Genomic DNA, 15263 nt, shown 5'->3' on the forward strand with positions numbered 1-15263 from the left:
TCAAGCCAGGGCAGGGATTTGAACCCCGGAAGTCTCGATTACAAGTCGAGTGCATGAACCACCCATGCTCCCCTGGCGCGTGCGGCCGTACTCGGTCCTCCTATGAGTGCGTGTCGCTTTCCGCGAACCCGGCCGGCGTCAGTCGCTTTCTCCCGTCGCTCCGCCCTCCTCGTCCTCCGCGTCGCCGTCGCCGAGCGACTTCGTCAGCTCGACGCGGTGGAGGTCGTAGCCGCGGTCCGCGTAGAACGCCCGGGCGCGGTCGTTGTCGGCGAGCGCCTCCAGCGCCACGCGGTCCGCCCCGCGCTCGTCGAGCGCGCGCTCGGCCGCGTCGAGCATCGCTGCGCCGATCCCCTCGCCCCGTCGGTCGGGCACCACGAAGAGGTTGCTGACGGTCCCGCGGGCGGCGTCGCGCTCGTAGTCGCCGCGTTCGAGCGAGAAGCCGACGAAGCCCACGAGGTCGCTCCCGTCGGCCTCGTCCGATGCCGCCCCCGGGTCGCGGGCGACGAGCAGATCGCCCGTGACGGCGGACTGCGCGGCCCACTCGCGGACGGTCGCCCGGTTCGCCTCCGCCCGGAGCGTGGCCCCGTGTTCGCGCTGGCCCGCGGCGAGCGCCACCCACATGTCGGTGACCGCGTCGACGTCGTCGGCGGTCGCCGGCTCGACCCGGACGTCGGTGTCGGCCATGGACCCGCCTTCGGCTCGGGGCCTGTTGAGGCTGCCGGCGGCGAGGTAGCCGGGCACCCGCTCAGATCTCGCGACAGTTCGGGCACACCGCCTGCCCGTTCGCGGTGACGAGGTCCGGGACCAGCGCGCCGCAGTTCTCGCAGACCCCCTGCGCCGAGGTCCCGCCCGCGGCCTCCGCGACCGGATCGCTGCCGCCGTCGGTCCCGGCCGGGCCGTCTCCCGAACCGGCCGCGCCGCGCTCCGCCGTCGCCTCAGGGTCCATCGTCGCGGCCGCGCCGCGCTCCGCGTCGGAGTCCGCGGCGGCCGCAGACAGGGCCGCCCCGTCCGCTCGCGGCTCGCCCGGGGCCGCCTCGCCGCCGATCCCGTCGGCGCCGGTTCCCGTCCGCGGCGCGCCCGCGGCGAGCGCGTCGCCGTCCGTCACGACCCCGACCGCCGACCCGTCGTCGACCGCGACCACTCGGTCCGCGCCCTCCGCGACGAGGCGCTCTTCGACCGCCGCCAGCGAGTCGTCCGGCGACACCGCCGGCAGCGGCGGGCCCATCGCGTCGCCGACGGTGAGGTCGGCGGGACCCGTCTCCGCCTCGGACGCGCCGGCGACGCCGGTCGCGTCGAGCAGCGCGTCGAGCGCGTCGCGAGACTCCAACCGTCCCACCGGCTCGCCGCCGCGGACGACGACCAGACAGTTCGTCTCCTCGTCGACCAGCAGCGCGGCCGCCTCCGGGAGCGAGTCCGACTCGCTGACGCCGAGGAACTCGCGATGCATCACGTCTCGGACCGTGGTATCTGTTCGCATACGATTCGGATCCGCTCCTATCGGCTAAAAGATGCCCCCGGTAGCGTTTTATCCGCGCCGGGCGTATGATTGCGATCGGTTCGCACGCCACTCGGCGTGAGACGCGAGTTCGGCGCGATCGGCGGCCGCACGCGAGGAGCAAAAGGGAGCGTTCAAACCCTCCGGCGTTCGAACGCCGATATGGCTATTCCCTCGTTCGTGATCGGGATCGCGGGGGGGACGGGCGCGGGGAAGACGACGGTCTCCCGGCTCGTCACCCGCGACCTCGGCGACAGCGTCACCCGGATCCCGCTGGACAACTACTACGAGGACCTCTCGCACCTCGCATTCGAGGAGCGCCAGGAGGTCAACTACGACCACCCCTCGGCGTTCGAGTGGGAGCTCCTCCGGGAACACCTCGAGGCCCTCCTCGAGGGCCAGTCCGTCGAGATGCCCCAGTACGACTTCGAGATCCACAACCGGAAGGACGAGCGCGTCACCGTCGAGCCGACCGACGTCATCGTCTTAGAGGGGATCTTGGCGCTGTACGACGAGGAGATAAACGACATGATGGACCTGCGGCTCTTCGTCGAGACGGACGCCGACGTGCGGATCCTGCGCCGGATCCGCCGGGACGTGATCGAGCGCGGCCGCGACCTGGAGGGCGTCATCGACCAGTACCTCTCGACGGTGAAGCCGATGCACGAGCAGTTCATCGAGCCCTCGAAGAAACACGCCGACGTGATCATCCCGGAGGGGGCCAACAGCGTCGCGGTGAACCTCTTAGAGGAGAAACTGCGCGCGGAGGTCGAGGGCGACGCGGTCAGGAGTTGGGAGCGCGGCAGCCTCGAATCGGAGCTGGGCGAGAAGCGCTCGCTCGACATGGACGGCGACGACTGAACCGACCTTCTCAAAGCGAGAGAACCGCGGGGTCGACTAATGAGCCCCGTCGCGTATTTCCGACCATGATCCGAGCAATTATCGGCGCGCTCGGTGCGCTCACGGTGCTGGTCCCGGACCGTATCGTCGCCGCCTTCGAACGCGTCGCCGTCGAGAACTCAGACGACGCCGAACCGAGACGGGGAACGCGCCCGACGCTGCGGGCCGAAGGCGTTGCCGTCGTCGCGCTCGCCCTGATCGGCGGCCGGGCCTACGCCTTGGCGATGTACGTCACCAGCGCCTTCGGAACCGTCCTCCTCGTCGTTCCGCGGGCGTACCGCGCGATCGCGCCGCGGCTCCTCTACGAGGACCCGGACGCGGTCGAGTGGCGGCCGGGGTTCGATACGTTCCTCCGGCTCGTCGGCGCGACGTACGTGCTGTTGGGCGTCAGGGAGCTTCGGCGGGACCGCGACGCGGAGTGAGCCGGCGACGGTCGGCTATCGCCGCCGGCTCGCCACCCGCTCCTCGGCGGTTTCGGCGCTGACGAGTTCGTACAGCGTCGCCCGACCGCCGTCCTCCTTCGGCCGGAGCACGCGACCGAGCCGCTGGGTGAACTCCCGCTCGCTGCCCGACCCGGAGAGCAGGACTGCGACGTTGGCGTCCGGCACGTCGACGCCCTCGTCGAGGACGTTGGCGGCGACCACCCGACCGTACGTCCCGTCGCGGAACCGCTCTAAGATCTCGCGGCGCTCCTTCGCCCCGGTTTCGGCGGTGATCGCGGGGAGGAGGAAGCGCTCGGAGAGTCGGTAGACGAGGTCGGTGTGGGCGGTGAACACGATGACGCGGTCGTCGCGGTGGCGGCCGAGGATCTCGCCGAGCCGCTCGACCTTCCGCTCGGCGTTCATCATGATCTCGCGGGCGTCCTGCTTCGCGAGGAGCGCCTCGCGGGCGGCCGGGTCGTTGCCCGAGCGCTTGACGAGCTCCTGGTAGTCGCTCCCGCTGGAGAACGTGATCCCCGCGTCGCGCACGTACTCGACGAACGTCCCCTGCTTCTCGTCGTAGCGCTCGCGTTCCTCGTCGGTCAGTTCGACTTCGATCCGACGGATGTCGTAGGGCGCGAGGTGGTCGCCCGCGAGGTCGTCCACGTCGAGGGCGTAGACGCGGTCGCCGACCAAGTCGGCGACGACCTCGTGCGCGCCGTCCGGGCGCTCGAAGGTGGCCGTGAGGCCGAGCCGCGCGGGCGCGGCGAGGAGGCGCGCGGCGTCCCGGAACCCCTCGCCGCCGAGGTGGTGGACCTCGTCGAAGACGACGAACTCGAAGGCGTCGCCGACGCCGTCGGCCTTCAGGTACGCCGAGTCGTACGTCGACACCGTGATCGCCTCCCGGCGCTGCTCGCCGCCGCCGAAGCGGCCGATCGGCGCGTCGAACTCGCGTTCCAGCTCGCGCTGCCACTGGTCGAGCAGGTCGACCGTGGGGACCACGACGAGCGTCGGGACGCCGAGGTCGACCATCGCGCGGATCGCGATCACGGTCTTGCCGGCCCCGGTCGGCAGCTCGAGCACGCCGCGGTCGCCCGCGTCGTGCCACGCGTCGAGCGCCGCCCGCTGGTACTCGCGGAGGTCGTAGTCGGTGGCGAGAGCATCTGACAGTCCGGCCTCGCTCGCGGCGCGCTCGCTCGCGTCGAGGACCCGGTCGTCGACGGAGACGCCGGCCACCCGGAGCGCGCGCCGGAGCTCGGCGTACCGGTGCGCCGGGGCGCGGCCCGTCCCCGTCCGCGGGTCGGTCTCGACGCCGGGGAGCGGCGGGAGCGCGTCGGGCCCGAGGTCGGCGTCAGCGTCGACCCGGACCGTCCCGTCCTCGTAGGTCAGCCGGACGTCCATCGCCCGGAGTTGCCGACCGACTTACAAAGGCCCACCGCCTCGGTCCCCCATGCGCGCGGACGAACTCGACCCGGACCTCGCCGCGGCGATCGCCGAGATCGAGTCGCTGGGGCTGCCCGCGTGGAGCGACCTCTCGGTCGACGCCGCCCGCCGCCTCGAAGACGACCTGTTCTCGGGCCCGCCCGAACCCCCCGTCGACGACGTGCGCGACCTCGCGTTCGACGGCCCGCACGGCGAGGTGCCGGTCCGGGTGTACCGCCCGGAGGGAGCGACGGAGGCGACGGGCGGAGCGGGCGACCGGGCGGCCCGCGCCCTCGTCCACCTCCACGGCGGCGGCTGGACGCTCGGCACGCTCGACTCGGTCGACGGGATCTGCCGCGAGCTCGCGGTCCGCGCGGACGCGGTCGTCGTCTCCGTCGACTACCGGCTCGCGCCGGAACACCCGTTCCCGGTCGCGGTCGACGAGGCGGCCGCGGCGCTGGAGTGGGTCGCGGGGACCGCGGACGCGCTCGGCGTCGACCCCGACCGGATCGGCGTCTCGGGCACCAGCGCCGGCGGCGCGCTCGCGGTGGCGGCGTCGCTCCGCGCCCGAGAGTTCGGCGACCCGCCGACGCCCGCCGGGCAGTTCCTGCTGTACCCGATCGCCGGCCGCGACTTCGAGACGGACTCGTACCGCGAGAACGCGGACGGCCCGCTGCTCACGCGCGAGGACATGCGCTGGTTCTACGAGCGGTACCTGCGGAGCCCGGTCGACGCCGCGAATCCGTACGCGGTCCCGCTGGAGGCGGCGGACTTGGGGGACCTCCCGCCCGCGACGGTCGTCACCGCCGGGTTCGACCCCCTGCGCGACGACGGCGTCGCGCTCGCGGACCGGTTCGAGCGCGAGGGGACGCCGGTCGAGCACCGCCACTACCCGGCGATGGCGCACGGGTTCTGCAGCCTCGCGGACGGGGTGGCGACCGCGGAGACCGCGCTGGCCGCCGTCGCGGCCGACGTGCGAGAGCGGTTATAAAGAGCGCGCGAGGCTCAGGGTTCGACGGTCGTCTTCACGATGCTCACCGGGCCGGTCGACTGCCGCGAGACGCGCTCGGTGACCGAGCCGAGCATCCGGCGGTAGTCCCCGGAGCGCGTCTTCGACCCCATCACCGTGAGGTCGACGTCCTCCTCGTCGACGTACCGGAGGATCTCCTCGTGGGGGACGCCGTACCGGAGGGCGGTGGCCGTTTCAACGCCGGCGTCGCGGGCGCGCTGTGCCACGGCGTCGAGCGCTCCGCGCCCGGCCTCCTCGAGCGTCTCCTCGGCACCCTCCGCGCCGTCGACGAACTCGTCGCCGGAGTAGGCGTTTATCACGTCGCTGTCGACGACGTAGAGGACGTGGAGGGTCGCGTCGTAGCGGTCGGCGGCGTCGATCGCGTGGTCGGTCGCGCGGTCGACGCCGACGCTTCCGTCGGTGGGCAGGAGGACGTGGTCGTACATACGCGGCGGTTCGCCGGGAGCCCGAATAAATCGGTCGCCGTTTCCCGAACGGTTAACACGCTGTGTGCCCCCCGAATTCCCATGACTGAGGCCGCGGACCGGATCTTCGTGAACGGGGAGGTACACACGCTCGCGGACCCGGACGACGGCGGCGACGCGGTCCGCGAGGCCGTCGCCGTGCGCGGCGGCGAGATCGTCCGGATTGGACGCACGCACGACGTGGAACTGCTCGCGGGCGTCGACACGGACGTGATCGACCTCGACGGGCGCGTGCTCCTCCCCGGGTTCGTCGACGCGCACACCCACCTGACCACCGTCGGTCGGTACCTCGTCCACGCCGACCTCTCCGCGGCCGACGCGCCGGGCGAGGCCGTCGACCTGCTCGCCGAGCGCGCGGCGGAAGTGGAACGCGCCGAGAGCGACGGCGACGCGGGCACTGACGGCGACGCGGAATCCGGCGGCTGGGTGCTGGGCTACGGCTACGACGAGTCGACGTGGGCGGAGTCGCGCTACCTGACCCGCGCGGACCTCGACCGCGTCTCGACCGAGCGCCCGGTGGCGGCGTTCCGCGAGGACATGCACGTCGCGGCGGTCAACGGCCCCGCGCTCGACCGGTTCGCGGACGCCCTGGCGGACGCGCCCGACGAGACCGTACCGACCGACGACGACGACGAGCCGACCGGCGTCCTGCTCGAAGCGGCGATCGACCCGATCTACCGGGCCGTCGAACCGGGACCGAGCGAGACGCGCGCGATCGTCGAGGCCGCGCTCGACGGCTGCGCCGCCCGCGGGATTACCGGGTTCCACGACATGGTCCGCGACTCGCACGCCCCCCGGGTCTACCGCGACCTCGACGCGGCCGGCGAGCTCACCGCCCGCGTCCGGATCAACTACTGGAGCGACCACCTCGACGCGGCCGGCGAGGTCGGCCTCGCCACGAACGCCGGGAGCGAGATGGTCGAGACCGGCGCGATCAAGTCGTACACTGACGGGAGCTTCGGCGGCCGGACCGCCCGTCTCTCGGAGCCATACGCGGACGCGCCCGACGAGACCGGCCAGTGGGTCGTCGCCCCCGACGAGCTGAACGAGACGGTGGCGGCCGCGACCGAGGCGGGGTTCCAGTTCACCGCTCACGCCATCGGCGACGAGGCGGTCGACGCCGTGCTGGACGCCTACGAGGACGCCTCGCGGACCGACGCCGGCGAGGCGCGCCACCGCGTCGAGCACGCCGAACTGGCCGACGACGAGGCGATCGAGCGGTTCGCGGCGACGGGTGCGGTCGCGAGCGTCCAGCCGAACTTCCTGAAGTGGGCGCAGGACGGGGGCCTCTACGAGGAACGGCTGGGTCCCGACCGCACGGCCGAGACGAACCGCTACCGCGACATGCTCGACGCGGGCGTCCGGCTCGCGTTCGGATCCGACGGGATGCCGATGGACCCGCTGTTCGGCGTCCACCACGCGGTCAACGCGCCGGCCGAGGCCCAGCGGCTCACCGTCACCGAGGCGCTGCGCGCGTACACGAGCGGCGCCGCGTACGCCGGCTTCGACGAGGACCGCCTCGGGACGGTCGAGGTCGGGAAGCGTGCCGACCTCGTCGCCCTCGACGCGTCGCCGTGGGAGCGAGCCGACGCCATCGACGAGATCGACGTCGCGCTGACGGTCGTCGACGGCGACGTCGTGTTCGACGGCCGGTAGGCGACGGCACCGGCGGAACGACGACGCGCGGAACGGGGACGGGCCGCGACGCCGGTAGCCGCAATCGCTGCCAGAAAACAGTAGTTATTAATCATGTAGTTCCAACGCGCACTCATGGCAGAGATAGCCATCGAGTACGCCGCGGGGAACCGCCTCCGCTCCGAGGCAGAGACCGCCCGACGGCTGATCGACGCGTACCTCGGCGATCGACCCGACGTCGACCGCGTCACGCTGTCGCCCTCCGCCGACTCCGTCTTCTGCGTCAGCGTCGAGGGCGACCGCATCTGGTGTACCGACCCCCGCGAGTGGATCGACTCGATGGAGGCGGTGACCGCGGCGCGGCGGCGGCTCTCCGAGGTGTCGTAAGTCGCCGTCGGGCGCGGTCACTCGGTCGGCGCCGCGTGCGAGTACGCGAACTCCCGCAGGAGCTTCGCGGCCAGCGCCGCCGCCTGCCCGTCGTCGCGGTCGTTCACCTCGACGACGTCGAACCCGTCGGCGCGCGGCGCGACCGCGCGGACGAGGTCGCGGACCGTCCGCGGCTCCAGCCCGAACGGTTCCATCGTCCCCGTTCCGGGGGCGTAGGCGGGGTCGAGCCCGTCGACGTCGACGGAGCAGTAGACCGACTCCCCCGCGAACGCGTCGGCCGCGTCGAGGGCGTCGACCCACTCGCGGGCGTCCTCGGGCGCGACGACCTCGACGTCGGCGTCGGCCGCCCGGTCCCACTCGGCCTCGGAGCCGGTCCGCGCGCCGACGATCACGGCTCGGTCGACGCCGAGGTCGTCGAGGCACCGCCGCGTGACGCAGGCGTGGTTCCACGGGTTCCCGTCGTACTCGTCTCTGAGGTCGAGGTGCGCGTCGCAGACGACGAGCGTATCGGGGGCGACCGCCTTCGCGCCGGCGTACGTGACCGTGTGCTCGCCGCCGACGAGCGCGGGGACCGCGCCGTCGTAGACGACGCTCCGCAGCTCGGCGGCGAGGTGGTCGAGGTACGCCGGCACGTCGTCCCACGGGCGCACGTCGCCCGCGTCGTGGACGCCTAGCGCGGAGAAGTCGCTCTCGGTGCGGCGGTCGTAGTCGTCGTACGTCTCGGCGAATCGCCGGACCCGGTCCGGTCCGAACCGGGTGCCCGGCTGAAAGGTGGTCGTGGCGTCGAGCGGAGCGCCGACGACCACGTATGAAGCAGCTTCGCGGTCGGCCGTCGCCCCGGGGAACATCGCCGACTACCCGATGATCTTCCGCTGGCCCTCGTAGTCGAGGTACTCGATGTTGTCGTCCGAGGTGAAGTCCTCGCCCTCCGGGATGCGCATCGTGAACGTGTCGTAGGTGTCCAGGTCCATCACCTGGACCTCGTCGCCGCTGACGTTGACGACCTGTCCCTGCTTGCGCTGGATGATCGGGACCCACACCTTCGCGTCGACCGGCTGCGAGAGCGAGCGCTTCTTGTCGTCGAAGACGCCCTTCCCCTCGACGCGGGCCTTCGCGCTGCCGTGTTTGCCGGGTTTGGCGGTGCTGTAATGGTTGATCTTACAGGGCGCGTCGTCCATCATCACGTAGCTTCCCTCCTGGAGTTCGCGAACCTGCTTCTGCTCTCGCGGCATAGGCGCTAATTCCGCCGGCGCGTGTATAAACGGTTTGGAACGCCGCCGCTCCGCGGGTCGAGCGGGCGGCGAAGGGCCGCGACGGGCGACGCGGTCGGACGGGGTTTAAAAGAGCACTACGGGTCGAGCTCGTCGACGTACTCCTCCGGCTCGTCGTCGTCGCCGACGTTTCCGTCCGGCGGGACGAGCTGCCCCGTGTACAGGTAGCTGACGACGAACATGACGATGAAGCCGACGCCGACCGCGGCCGTCGTCCGCACGACGAACGGGAAGTCGACGAAGTAGAGCCCGCGGTCCGCGACCGCGATGGCGAGCGCCGCGACGACCAGTATCTTCTGTTCGTCCGTCGGGTTGCGGACGAACTCGACCACGTCGTCCTTGAGGTCGCCGAAGAACCCCATCAGGCGTCACCCCCGGTCGCCGCGGCCGAGTCGGTCGGCGGCGCGTGCTCGGCGATCACGCCGCCGACGCGGTCGAGCCCCTCCTCCAGCTCGTCGGTCGGGAGCCCGAAGCCGATCCGGAAGCGGTCCGGGAAGCCGAACAGGTGGCCGGGGGCGAGGACGACGCTCGCCTCCTCGACGACCGTCCGGCAGAACGCCTCCGCGTCCGCGAAGCCGTCGGGGACCGTCACGAACGCGTTGACGCCGACCGGGTCGAGCCAGCCGAGGTCGTGGTCGTCGACCCACGCCGCGACCGTCTCGCGGTGGGCGGCCGCCAGCTCGCGGTTCGCCGTCAGGATCTCCTCCTCCTGCGCGCCCAGCGCCTGCTTCGCGACGTGCTGGCCGAACAGGCTCGGCGAGATTGTCGTGTAGTCCTTCCAGCGCCACGCGCGCTCGACGACCGGCTCCGGCCCGGCGATCCAGCCGAACCGGAGGCCGGCGAGCCCGTACGCCTTCGTGAGGCTGGTCGTCGAGATGCCGTGCGCGCCGTAGCTCGCGACCGGCGGCTGCGGCTCCTCTGCCAGCAGGCGGTACACCTCGTCGCAGAGGAGGTAGGCGTCGCGCTCGACGGCGACGTCGTACACCGCCCGCATCGCGGCCTCGTCGTGGTACTGCCCGGTGGGGTTGTTCGGGTTGTTCACGACGACCACGGCCGTGTCGTCGCGGGCGGCGTCGGCGATCGCCTCGGGGTCCAGCTCCCACTCGGGCGGCTCCAGCTCGACTCGGGTCACGTCGCCGAACGCGTCCGGCACGGCGTGGAGCGCCTGGTACGTCGGGGTGACGACGACGGCGTGCGTGCCGGAGCCGACGCCCTCGGGCGACGCGGCGTCCCCGCCCCCGTCGACGGCGGCCTCGTCGCCGAGCAGCGAGAGGAAGGTGAGGAAGTTCGCCTCCTGGGTGCCGCAGGTGAACAGGACCTCGTCGGCGGACCGGTCGTAGCGGTCGCCGACGGCCGCCCGGAACTCGGGGTCGCCGTTCGTCGGGATGACGTAGCCGAGCTTCCCCGGGTCGAGGTCGAACCGACTCGCGTCGAGCGACCGGATGCCGCTCTCGGCCAGCATGATGTCGGCCTCGTGTTCGTACTCCGCGAACCAGCGTTCGAGGCCGAACGGGTCGATGCGCATACCCGCATTCGGGCGGGCGCGAGGTTATGTGCTGTGGTTGTGGGCGGCGTCTCGGGTCGGATCGACGGCGTCCGACGGCCGACGCGGCCGCACCGCCCGCACCGCCCGCCACCACCGCAACGCCTTTCGCCGGGGATCGCGAGAGGTCGCCATGGTTCTCAACCGGCAGCGGCTGTTGGGCGCGCTGTTCGTCGCGCTGGCGGCGCTCACGGCTGTCGCGCTGGCGGAGGTGCTGCGGACCGTCGTGTTCGCGGTCACCGTCGCGTACGTCCTGTACCCCCTCCGTCGGCGACTCGTCGGCCGCGGCCTCTCGCGGCGGCTCTCGTGCGCCGTCTCGACCGGGGTCGCCTTCGTCGGCGCGACCCTCCTCGTGGCGCCGCTACTGTACGCGCTGTACCGGCGACGCTCGGAGTTCATCTCCCTCCTCGAAGGGGTCCCGCCCCTCGTCCCGATCAGCGTCGGCGGCTTCGAGACGGTCGTCGAGGTCGCGCCGTACGTCGCGACCGCGGAGACGTGGATCCGCGGCGTCGCGCTCGCCGTCGCGGGCGCGGCGCCGGTGCTCGTCCTGGAGGCCGTCGTGTTCACGTTCCTCGTGTACGGCATCCTCTACCGGCCCGACGCGGTCGAGACGGCCGTCTTCGGCGTCGTCCCGTCCGAGTACCACGACATCCCCACGCGACTCCACGAGCGGACGCGACAGACGCTGTACTCGATCTACGTCCTCCAAGCCGCCACGGCCGCCGCGACGTTCGTCCTCGCGGTCGCGGTGTTCTGGACGCTGGGTTACGGCTCGCCGGTCCTCCTCGCCGTCATCGCGGGTATCCTCCAGTTCGTCCCCGTCGTCGGTCCGAGCGTCCTCGTCGTCGCGCTCGGCGCCATGGACTTCCTCGTCGGGGAGACGGGGCGGGCGGTCGCCGTGCTGGCGCTCGGCCTCGTCGTCGTCGCCTTCGTGCCCGACGCGGTGATCCGCACCCGACTCGCCGGGTTGACCGGGAAGATCTCGCCCGGGCTCTACTTCGTCGGGTTCGTCGGCGGCATCCTCACGCTCGGGGCCGTCGGCGTGATCGTCGGCCCGCTCGCGGTCTCGCTGCTGCTCGAGTCGATCGACCTGCTCTCCGAGCACGGCGGCCCGACGGACCCGGTCGACGGCGACGCGGGCTCGACGCGGTGACCCCCGACTCCGGACGCCACCGGCACGGCTTTCCATCGGGCGACCCTCTGTCCGGTACTTGATGTCCTCGACGGATCCACCGACCGCGGTCGGCGACGCCCCGACCCTCACGGCGCGGCGTCTGGACGGGCTCGGCGACCGCGTCTTCGGCTCGCGACCCGCGAGCGACGGCGACGGCTCGGCGCGTCTCGACGTGTTCGCCCCGGCGACAGACGAACGGATCGGGAGCGTGCCCGCCTGCGACGCCGACGACGTGGACGCCGCCGTCGAGCGCGCCCGGGGCGCACAGGAAGCGTGGGCCGAGACGCCCGCAGAGGAGCGCGCCCGGATCGTGAACCGGTTCGGCGACCTCGTCGCGGACCGCCGCGAGGAGCTCCTCGACGTGCTCCAGGTGGAGACCGGGAAGTCCCGGCGCACCGCGGTCGAGGAGCTGTTCGACGTGCCGACCGGCTGCTCGTACGTCGCGAGCGAGGCCCCGGACGCGCTCGCCGAGGAGCGCCGGCGCGGGATCGCGCCCGGCGTCACGACCGCGACGGTCACCCGGGAGCCGGTCGGCGTCGTCGGCGTCATCTCGCCGTGGAACTACCCGCTCACCCTGTCGATGGCCGACGCGATCCCCGCGCTGGCCGCGGGCAACGCGGTCGTGATCAAACCGGACGAGAAGACGCCGTACGGGGCGCTGCTCCTCGCCGAGCTGCTGGAGGTCGCCGGGCTCCCCGACGACCTCTTTCAGGTCGTCACCGGCGAGGGCCCGACGGTCGGCCCGCCGCTGATCGACGCGGTCGACTACGTGGCGTTCACCGGGAGCACGGCGACCGGGCGGACCATCGCGGAGCGCGCGGGCCGGAACCTGATCGGCTGCTCGCTGGAGCTCGGCGGCAACAACCCGCTCGTCGTCTGCGGCGACGTCGACGCCGACGAGGCCGCCCGCGGCGCGGTCCAGGCCTGCTTCTCGAACGTCGGCCAGCTCTGTCTCTCCGCCGAGCGGGTGTACGTCGTCGAGTCCGTCTACGACGAGTTCCTCGACGCGTTCGTCCGCGAGACGGAGTCGCTGACGCTCGGGACCGGCTACGACTACGACGCCGACCTCGGCTCGCTCGTCGACGCCGACCAGCTGGCCCGCGTCGAGTCGCACGTCGACGACGCGCGCGACCGGGGCGCGACGGTCGAGACCGGGGGGCGAGCCCGCCCGGACGTCGCGCCGTACTGTTACGAGCCGACCGTGCTGACCGGCGTCGAACCCGACTCGACGGTCGCCTGCGAGGAGACGTTCGGGCCCGTCGCCGCGGTGACGCCCGTGCCGGACGCGGCGGCCGCGGTCGCGGCCGCGAACGACTCGCCGTACGGCCTCAACGCGAGCGTCTGGACCGGCGACCGCGAGCGCGGCGCGGAACTCGCCAGGGAGATCGACTGCGGCACGGTGAACGTCAACGACGCCTTCCTCGCGACGTGGGGCGCGGTCGACGCGCCGATGGGCGGGTTCGGCGACTCCGGCCTCGGTCGGCGACACGGGCCCGAGGGGATCCGGCGGTACACGGAGACGCGGACCGTCGGCGTCTCGCGGGTCGGCCCGCTGACGTTCCCGGAACGGATCCCGACCGACTGGTTCGTCCGGGGCGCGTTCGCCGCGATGCGCGTCGGTCGACGGGCGCGCCGGAGCGTCGGCGCGGTCCGCCGTCGGCTCTCGCGCCGCTAAACCGGCGGTCGGATCGAGGGCGCGCGATCGGTCGCGACGAGGGCGGAGTCAGTCCCCGTCGTCGATCAAGTCGCCGAACACCGACGTCGCGGTGTCGGGGACGTCGAAGTCGTGGTAGTGCTCGCCCTTCTCGTTCGAGAGGATGTTCAGCGCCGCCGCGGCCCCGTCCCCGGCGGAGATGATCGCCTGCCACTCCTCGGCGCGGGCCATCGCGCCGGTGGCGTAGACGCCCTCGACGCTGGTCTCCATCGAGACGTCGACGCTGACGGTGTCGTCGTCGCCGAACTCGCAGCCGAGCTCCTCCGCGAGGTCGCGGTTCGCGCCCGTCGCGAGGACGACGTAGTCGGCGTCGTACTCGCCGGCCTCGGTCGTCACGCTGAACCCGCCGTCGGCCGACTCGACGCCGGTGACCGCCTCGCCCTGGCGGCGGTCGACGCCGAAGTCGTCGACCTGCTGGCGCGCGGTCGCGAGGAACTCGCTCCCACCGACCGAGCCCACGCCGAGGTAGTTGAACAGGTGCGCCTTGTGTAGCCACGTGTCGTCGGTGTCGAAGAGGACGGTGTCGAGTCCGTTCTTGCCCGCGAACAGCCCCGCGCTCAGTCCCGCCGGTCCACCGCCGACGATCGCAACGTGTGTCATGGTCGCAATACTCGTGCCCCGCTGATAAGCCTTGACGGAAGCGGGGATCGAAGCCGGGTGCCGCCGCAACGCCGATTAGAGCGGCACGTTACTCCGTGAAGTCGGTGAGCGATCCGGTCTCGTCGTCGCCGGTGTCGTCGGCGGCGTCGTCGGCCGACCCCGAGCCGCTCCCGCTAGAGTTGTCGGTATTCGCGTCCGAGTCTCCCCACGGGTCGTCCGCGTCGACCGGTTCGACGGCGCGGTCGAGCTCGGCCTCGTCGTACTCGATCTCCTCGTCGAGCAGCATCGCGAGCCGCTGCCAGCGCGCGCTCTGCTCGTCCTCGCCCTCCGGACCGACGCGGCCCCCGTGCGTCTTGAAGAACCGAGTGCCGCGCCCGCGCTTGGACCCCTCGCCGGTGTGCCCGTCGAAGACCGCGTCGAACTCGCCGTCCGGGTCGAGGTCGCCGACCGGGAAGTCGTGCGCCGGTTCCTCGCCGCGCTCGCGGGCCTCGGCCCGGATATCGGCGACCGCACCGAAGTAGGCGTCCGCGTTCGACGCCTCGCGCGTCGAGCGGGCTCGGGCGGCCGCGAGCGCGGCGTGGACCGCACAGAGGCGACCCTTCCACGCGTCGGGCTCCCAGCGCTCGGTGGCGAGCTCCTCGTAGCGCTCGATCGTGAGCGCGACCTCGTCGCCCGCGCGGAGGTCCTCGACGACGTAGAGGTTGAGGCGGTCCCAGAGGTTCCAGGCGTACCCGGAGCGGGCCAGCTCCCACGCGGCCCACGCGGCGACCTCCTCGTCGGAGCGCCGGACCGCCTTCTGGAGGAGACTGGAGACGACGTAGCGGCTGTATCCGCCGTCCGTCTCGTTGGCGTCTTTCTCCTCGCCGAAGTCGTTCTCGCCCGTCGCGTCCGGCGTCGTCTCGGTTTCGAGGCTCCCGTCGGACCCGAACGTCGCCTGTCTGTCGTCGCCGTCGGCCATATCTCCGCTCCCGCCGCGAGCGACTTAACTGCCGCGCGGCGAAGGCGCTCCTGACGCGACGCGAGCGGCGTTCGAGTCCGTCGATCGGGGCCGCGGTACGGCGGATCACACCTGCTCTGAAAGGGAACGCTTAAGTCGAATCCGGCGGCTATATTTCGGTAACCGCCCTTAGCTCAGCCTGGTAGAGCAGTCGACTGTAGATCGACTTGTCCCCCGTTCAATTCGGGGAGGGCGGACTGGATTTCAACACC

Annotated in this window: 17 protein-coding genes and 2 tRNA genes; 8 read left to right on the top strand and 11 right to left on the bottom strand. The window is 72.2% G+C overall.

Translation table 11 applies throughout. The features are described from left to right. Positions 1–3 precede the first annotated feature (3 nt). From Q0116_RS02570 to Q0116_RS02580, 3 genes are all read right to left on the bottom strand, one after another. A tRNA-Thr gene (locus Q0116_RS02570) sits at positions 4–77 on the bottom strand. A gap of 61 nt (positions 78–138) precedes the next feature. After that, entirely contained in the window at positions 139–684 is a 546-nt protein-coding gene (locus Q0116_RS02575) for a GNAT family N-acetyltransferase (RefSeq protein WP_297885232.1), read from the bottom strand. A gap of 61 nt (positions 685–745) precedes the next feature. Then, complete coding sequence (locus tag Q0116_RS02580; RefSeq protein ID WP_297885233.1) at positions 746–1477, bottom strand: cyclic nucleotide-binding/CBS domain-containing protein; 732 nt, start codon at positions 1475–1477, stop codon at positions 746–748. A 180-nt stretch (positions 1478–1657) separates the two neighbouring features. Between Q0116_RS02580 and udk the strand changes: the two genes are divergently transcribed. Both udk and Q0116_RS02590 read left to right on the top strand, forming a co-directional pair. Beyond that, positions 1658–2356, top strand: a complete 699-nt coding sequence (gene udk, locus Q0116_RS02585; protein WP_297885235.1) for a uridine kinase — start codon at positions 1658–1660, stop codon at positions 2354–2356. A 65-nt stretch (positions 2357–2421) separates the two neighbouring features. Further along, positions 2422–2817, top strand: a complete 396-nt coding sequence (locus Q0116_RS02590; RefSeq protein ID WP_297885237.1) for a hypothetical protein — start codon at positions 2422–2424, stop codon at positions 2815–2817. Positions 2818–2832: 15 nt separating this feature from the next. On the opposite strand, the gene Q0116_RS02595 is transcribed toward Q0116_RS02590, so the two are convergent. Further along, positions 2833–4215 carry a DEAD/DEAH box helicase family protein gene (locus Q0116_RS02595; RefSeq protein WP_297885238.1) on the bottom strand — a complete coding sequence of 461 codons (1383 nt, stop codon included), beginning with the start codon at positions 4213–4215 and terminating at the stop codon, positions 2833–2835. Between the two features lie 49 nt (positions 4216–4264). On the opposite strand from Q0116_RS02595, the gene Q0116_RS02600 reads away from it, so the two are divergent. Further along, complete coding sequence (locus tag Q0116_RS02600) at positions 4265–5227, top strand: alpha/beta hydrolase (RefSeq protein ID WP_297885240.1); 963 nt, start codon at positions 4265–4267, stop codon at positions 5225–5227. Positions 5228–5241: 14 nt separating this feature from the next. Here Q0116_RS02600 and Q0116_RS02605 read toward each other — a convergent pair whose 3' ends face one another. Beyond that, positions 5242–5691, bottom strand: a complete 450-nt coding sequence (locus Q0116_RS02605) for a universal stress protein (RefSeq protein ID WP_297885242.1) — start codon at positions 5689–5691, stop codon at positions 5242–5244. Between the two features lie 81 nt (positions 5692–5772). Here Q0116_RS02605 and Q0116_RS02610 point away from each other — a divergent pair, with 81 nt between their 5' ends. Both Q0116_RS02610 and Q0116_RS02615 read left to right on the top strand, forming a co-directional pair. After that, positions 5773–7386: an amidohydrolase gene (locus Q0116_RS02610; protein ID WP_297885244.1), complete on the top strand. Its 1614-nt coding sequence runs from the start codon at positions 5773–5775 to the stop codon at positions 7384–7386. Between the two features lie 114 nt (positions 7387–7500). After that, complete coding sequence (locus Q0116_RS02615) at positions 7501–7752, top strand: hypothetical protein (RefSeq protein ID WP_006112071.1); 252 nt, start codon at positions 7501–7503, stop codon at positions 7750–7752. A gap of 17 nt (positions 7753–7769) precedes the next feature. On the opposite strand, the gene speB is transcribed toward Q0116_RS02615, so the two are convergent. The 4 genes from speB to Q0116_RS02635 form a co-directional block, all read right to left on the bottom strand. Then, positions 7770–8600 (bottom strand): agmatinase, encoded by an 831-nt coding sequence (gene speB, locus Q0116_RS02620; RefSeq protein WP_297885248.1) that lies wholly within the window; start codon positions 8598–8600, stop codon positions 7770–7772. A gap of 6 nt (positions 8601–8606) precedes the next feature. Beyond that, positions 8607–8984 carry a translation initiation factor IF-5A gene (locus Q0116_RS02625; RefSeq protein WP_004598442.1) on the bottom strand — a complete coding sequence of 126 codons (378 nt, stop codon included), beginning with the start codon at positions 8982–8984 and terminating at the stop codon, positions 8607–8609. A 116-nt stretch (positions 8985–9100) separates the two neighbouring features. Next, a complete protein-coding gene (locus Q0116_RS02630) occupies positions 9101–9385 on the bottom strand; it encodes a hypothetical protein (RefSeq protein WP_297885254.1) in 285 nt (94 codons plus the stop codon). Continuing rightward, positions 9385–10548, bottom strand: coding sequence for an aminotransferase class I/II-fold pyridoxal phosphate-dependent enzyme (locus Q0116_RS02635; protein ID WP_297885256.1), 1164 nt, complete (start codon positions 10546–10548; stop codon positions 9385–9387). The genes Q0116_RS02630 and Q0116_RS02635 overlap by 1 nt, the downstream gene beginning before the upstream one ends. Before the next feature lie 151 nt (positions 10549–10699). Here Q0116_RS02635 and Q0116_RS02640 point away from each other — a divergent pair, with 151 nt between their 5' ends. Together Q0116_RS02640 and Q0116_RS02645 are read left to right on the top strand one after the other, a co-directional pair. Beyond that, the gene (locus tag Q0116_RS02640; protein WP_297885259.1) at positions 10700–11719 is read left to right on the top strand and encodes an AI-2E family transporter; all 1020 of its coding nucleotides are present in this window, start codon (positions 10700–10702) and stop codon (positions 11717–11719) included. Positions 11720–11780: 61 nt separating this feature from the next. Continuing rightward, the gene (locus Q0116_RS02645) at positions 11781–13415 is read left to right on the top strand and encodes a succinic semialdehyde dehydrogenase (RefSeq protein WP_297885260.1); all 1635 of its coding nucleotides are present in this window, start codon (positions 11781–11783) and stop codon (positions 13413–13415) included. Between the two features lie 48 nt (positions 13416–13463). Here Q0116_RS02645 and Q0116_RS02650 read toward each other — a convergent pair whose 3' ends face one another. Then, positions 13464–14054, bottom strand: a complete 591-nt coding sequence (locus tag Q0116_RS02650; protein ID WP_297885262.1) for an NAD(P)/FAD-dependent oxidoreductase — start codon at positions 14052–14054, stop codon at positions 13464–13466. Positions 14055–14142: 88 nt separating this feature from the next. After that, a complete protein-coding gene (locus tag Q0116_RS02655; protein ID WP_297885264.1) occupies positions 14143–15012 on the bottom strand; it encodes a hypothetical protein in 870 nt (289 codons plus the stop codon). Positions 15013–15174: 162 nt separating this feature from the next. Between Q0116_RS02655 and Q0116_RS02660 the strand changes: the two genes are divergently transcribed. Next, a tRNA-Tyr gene (locus tag Q0116_RS02660) sits at positions 15175–15248 on the top strand. Positions 15249–15263 lie beyond the last annotated feature (15 nt).

The sequence above is a fragment of the uncultured Halorubrum sp. genome (assembly GCF_937146585.1).
In the GTDB taxonomy this organism is placed as follows: Archaea; Halobacteriota; Halobacteria; order Halobacteriales; family Haloferacaceae; genus Halorubrum; species Halorubrum miltondacostae.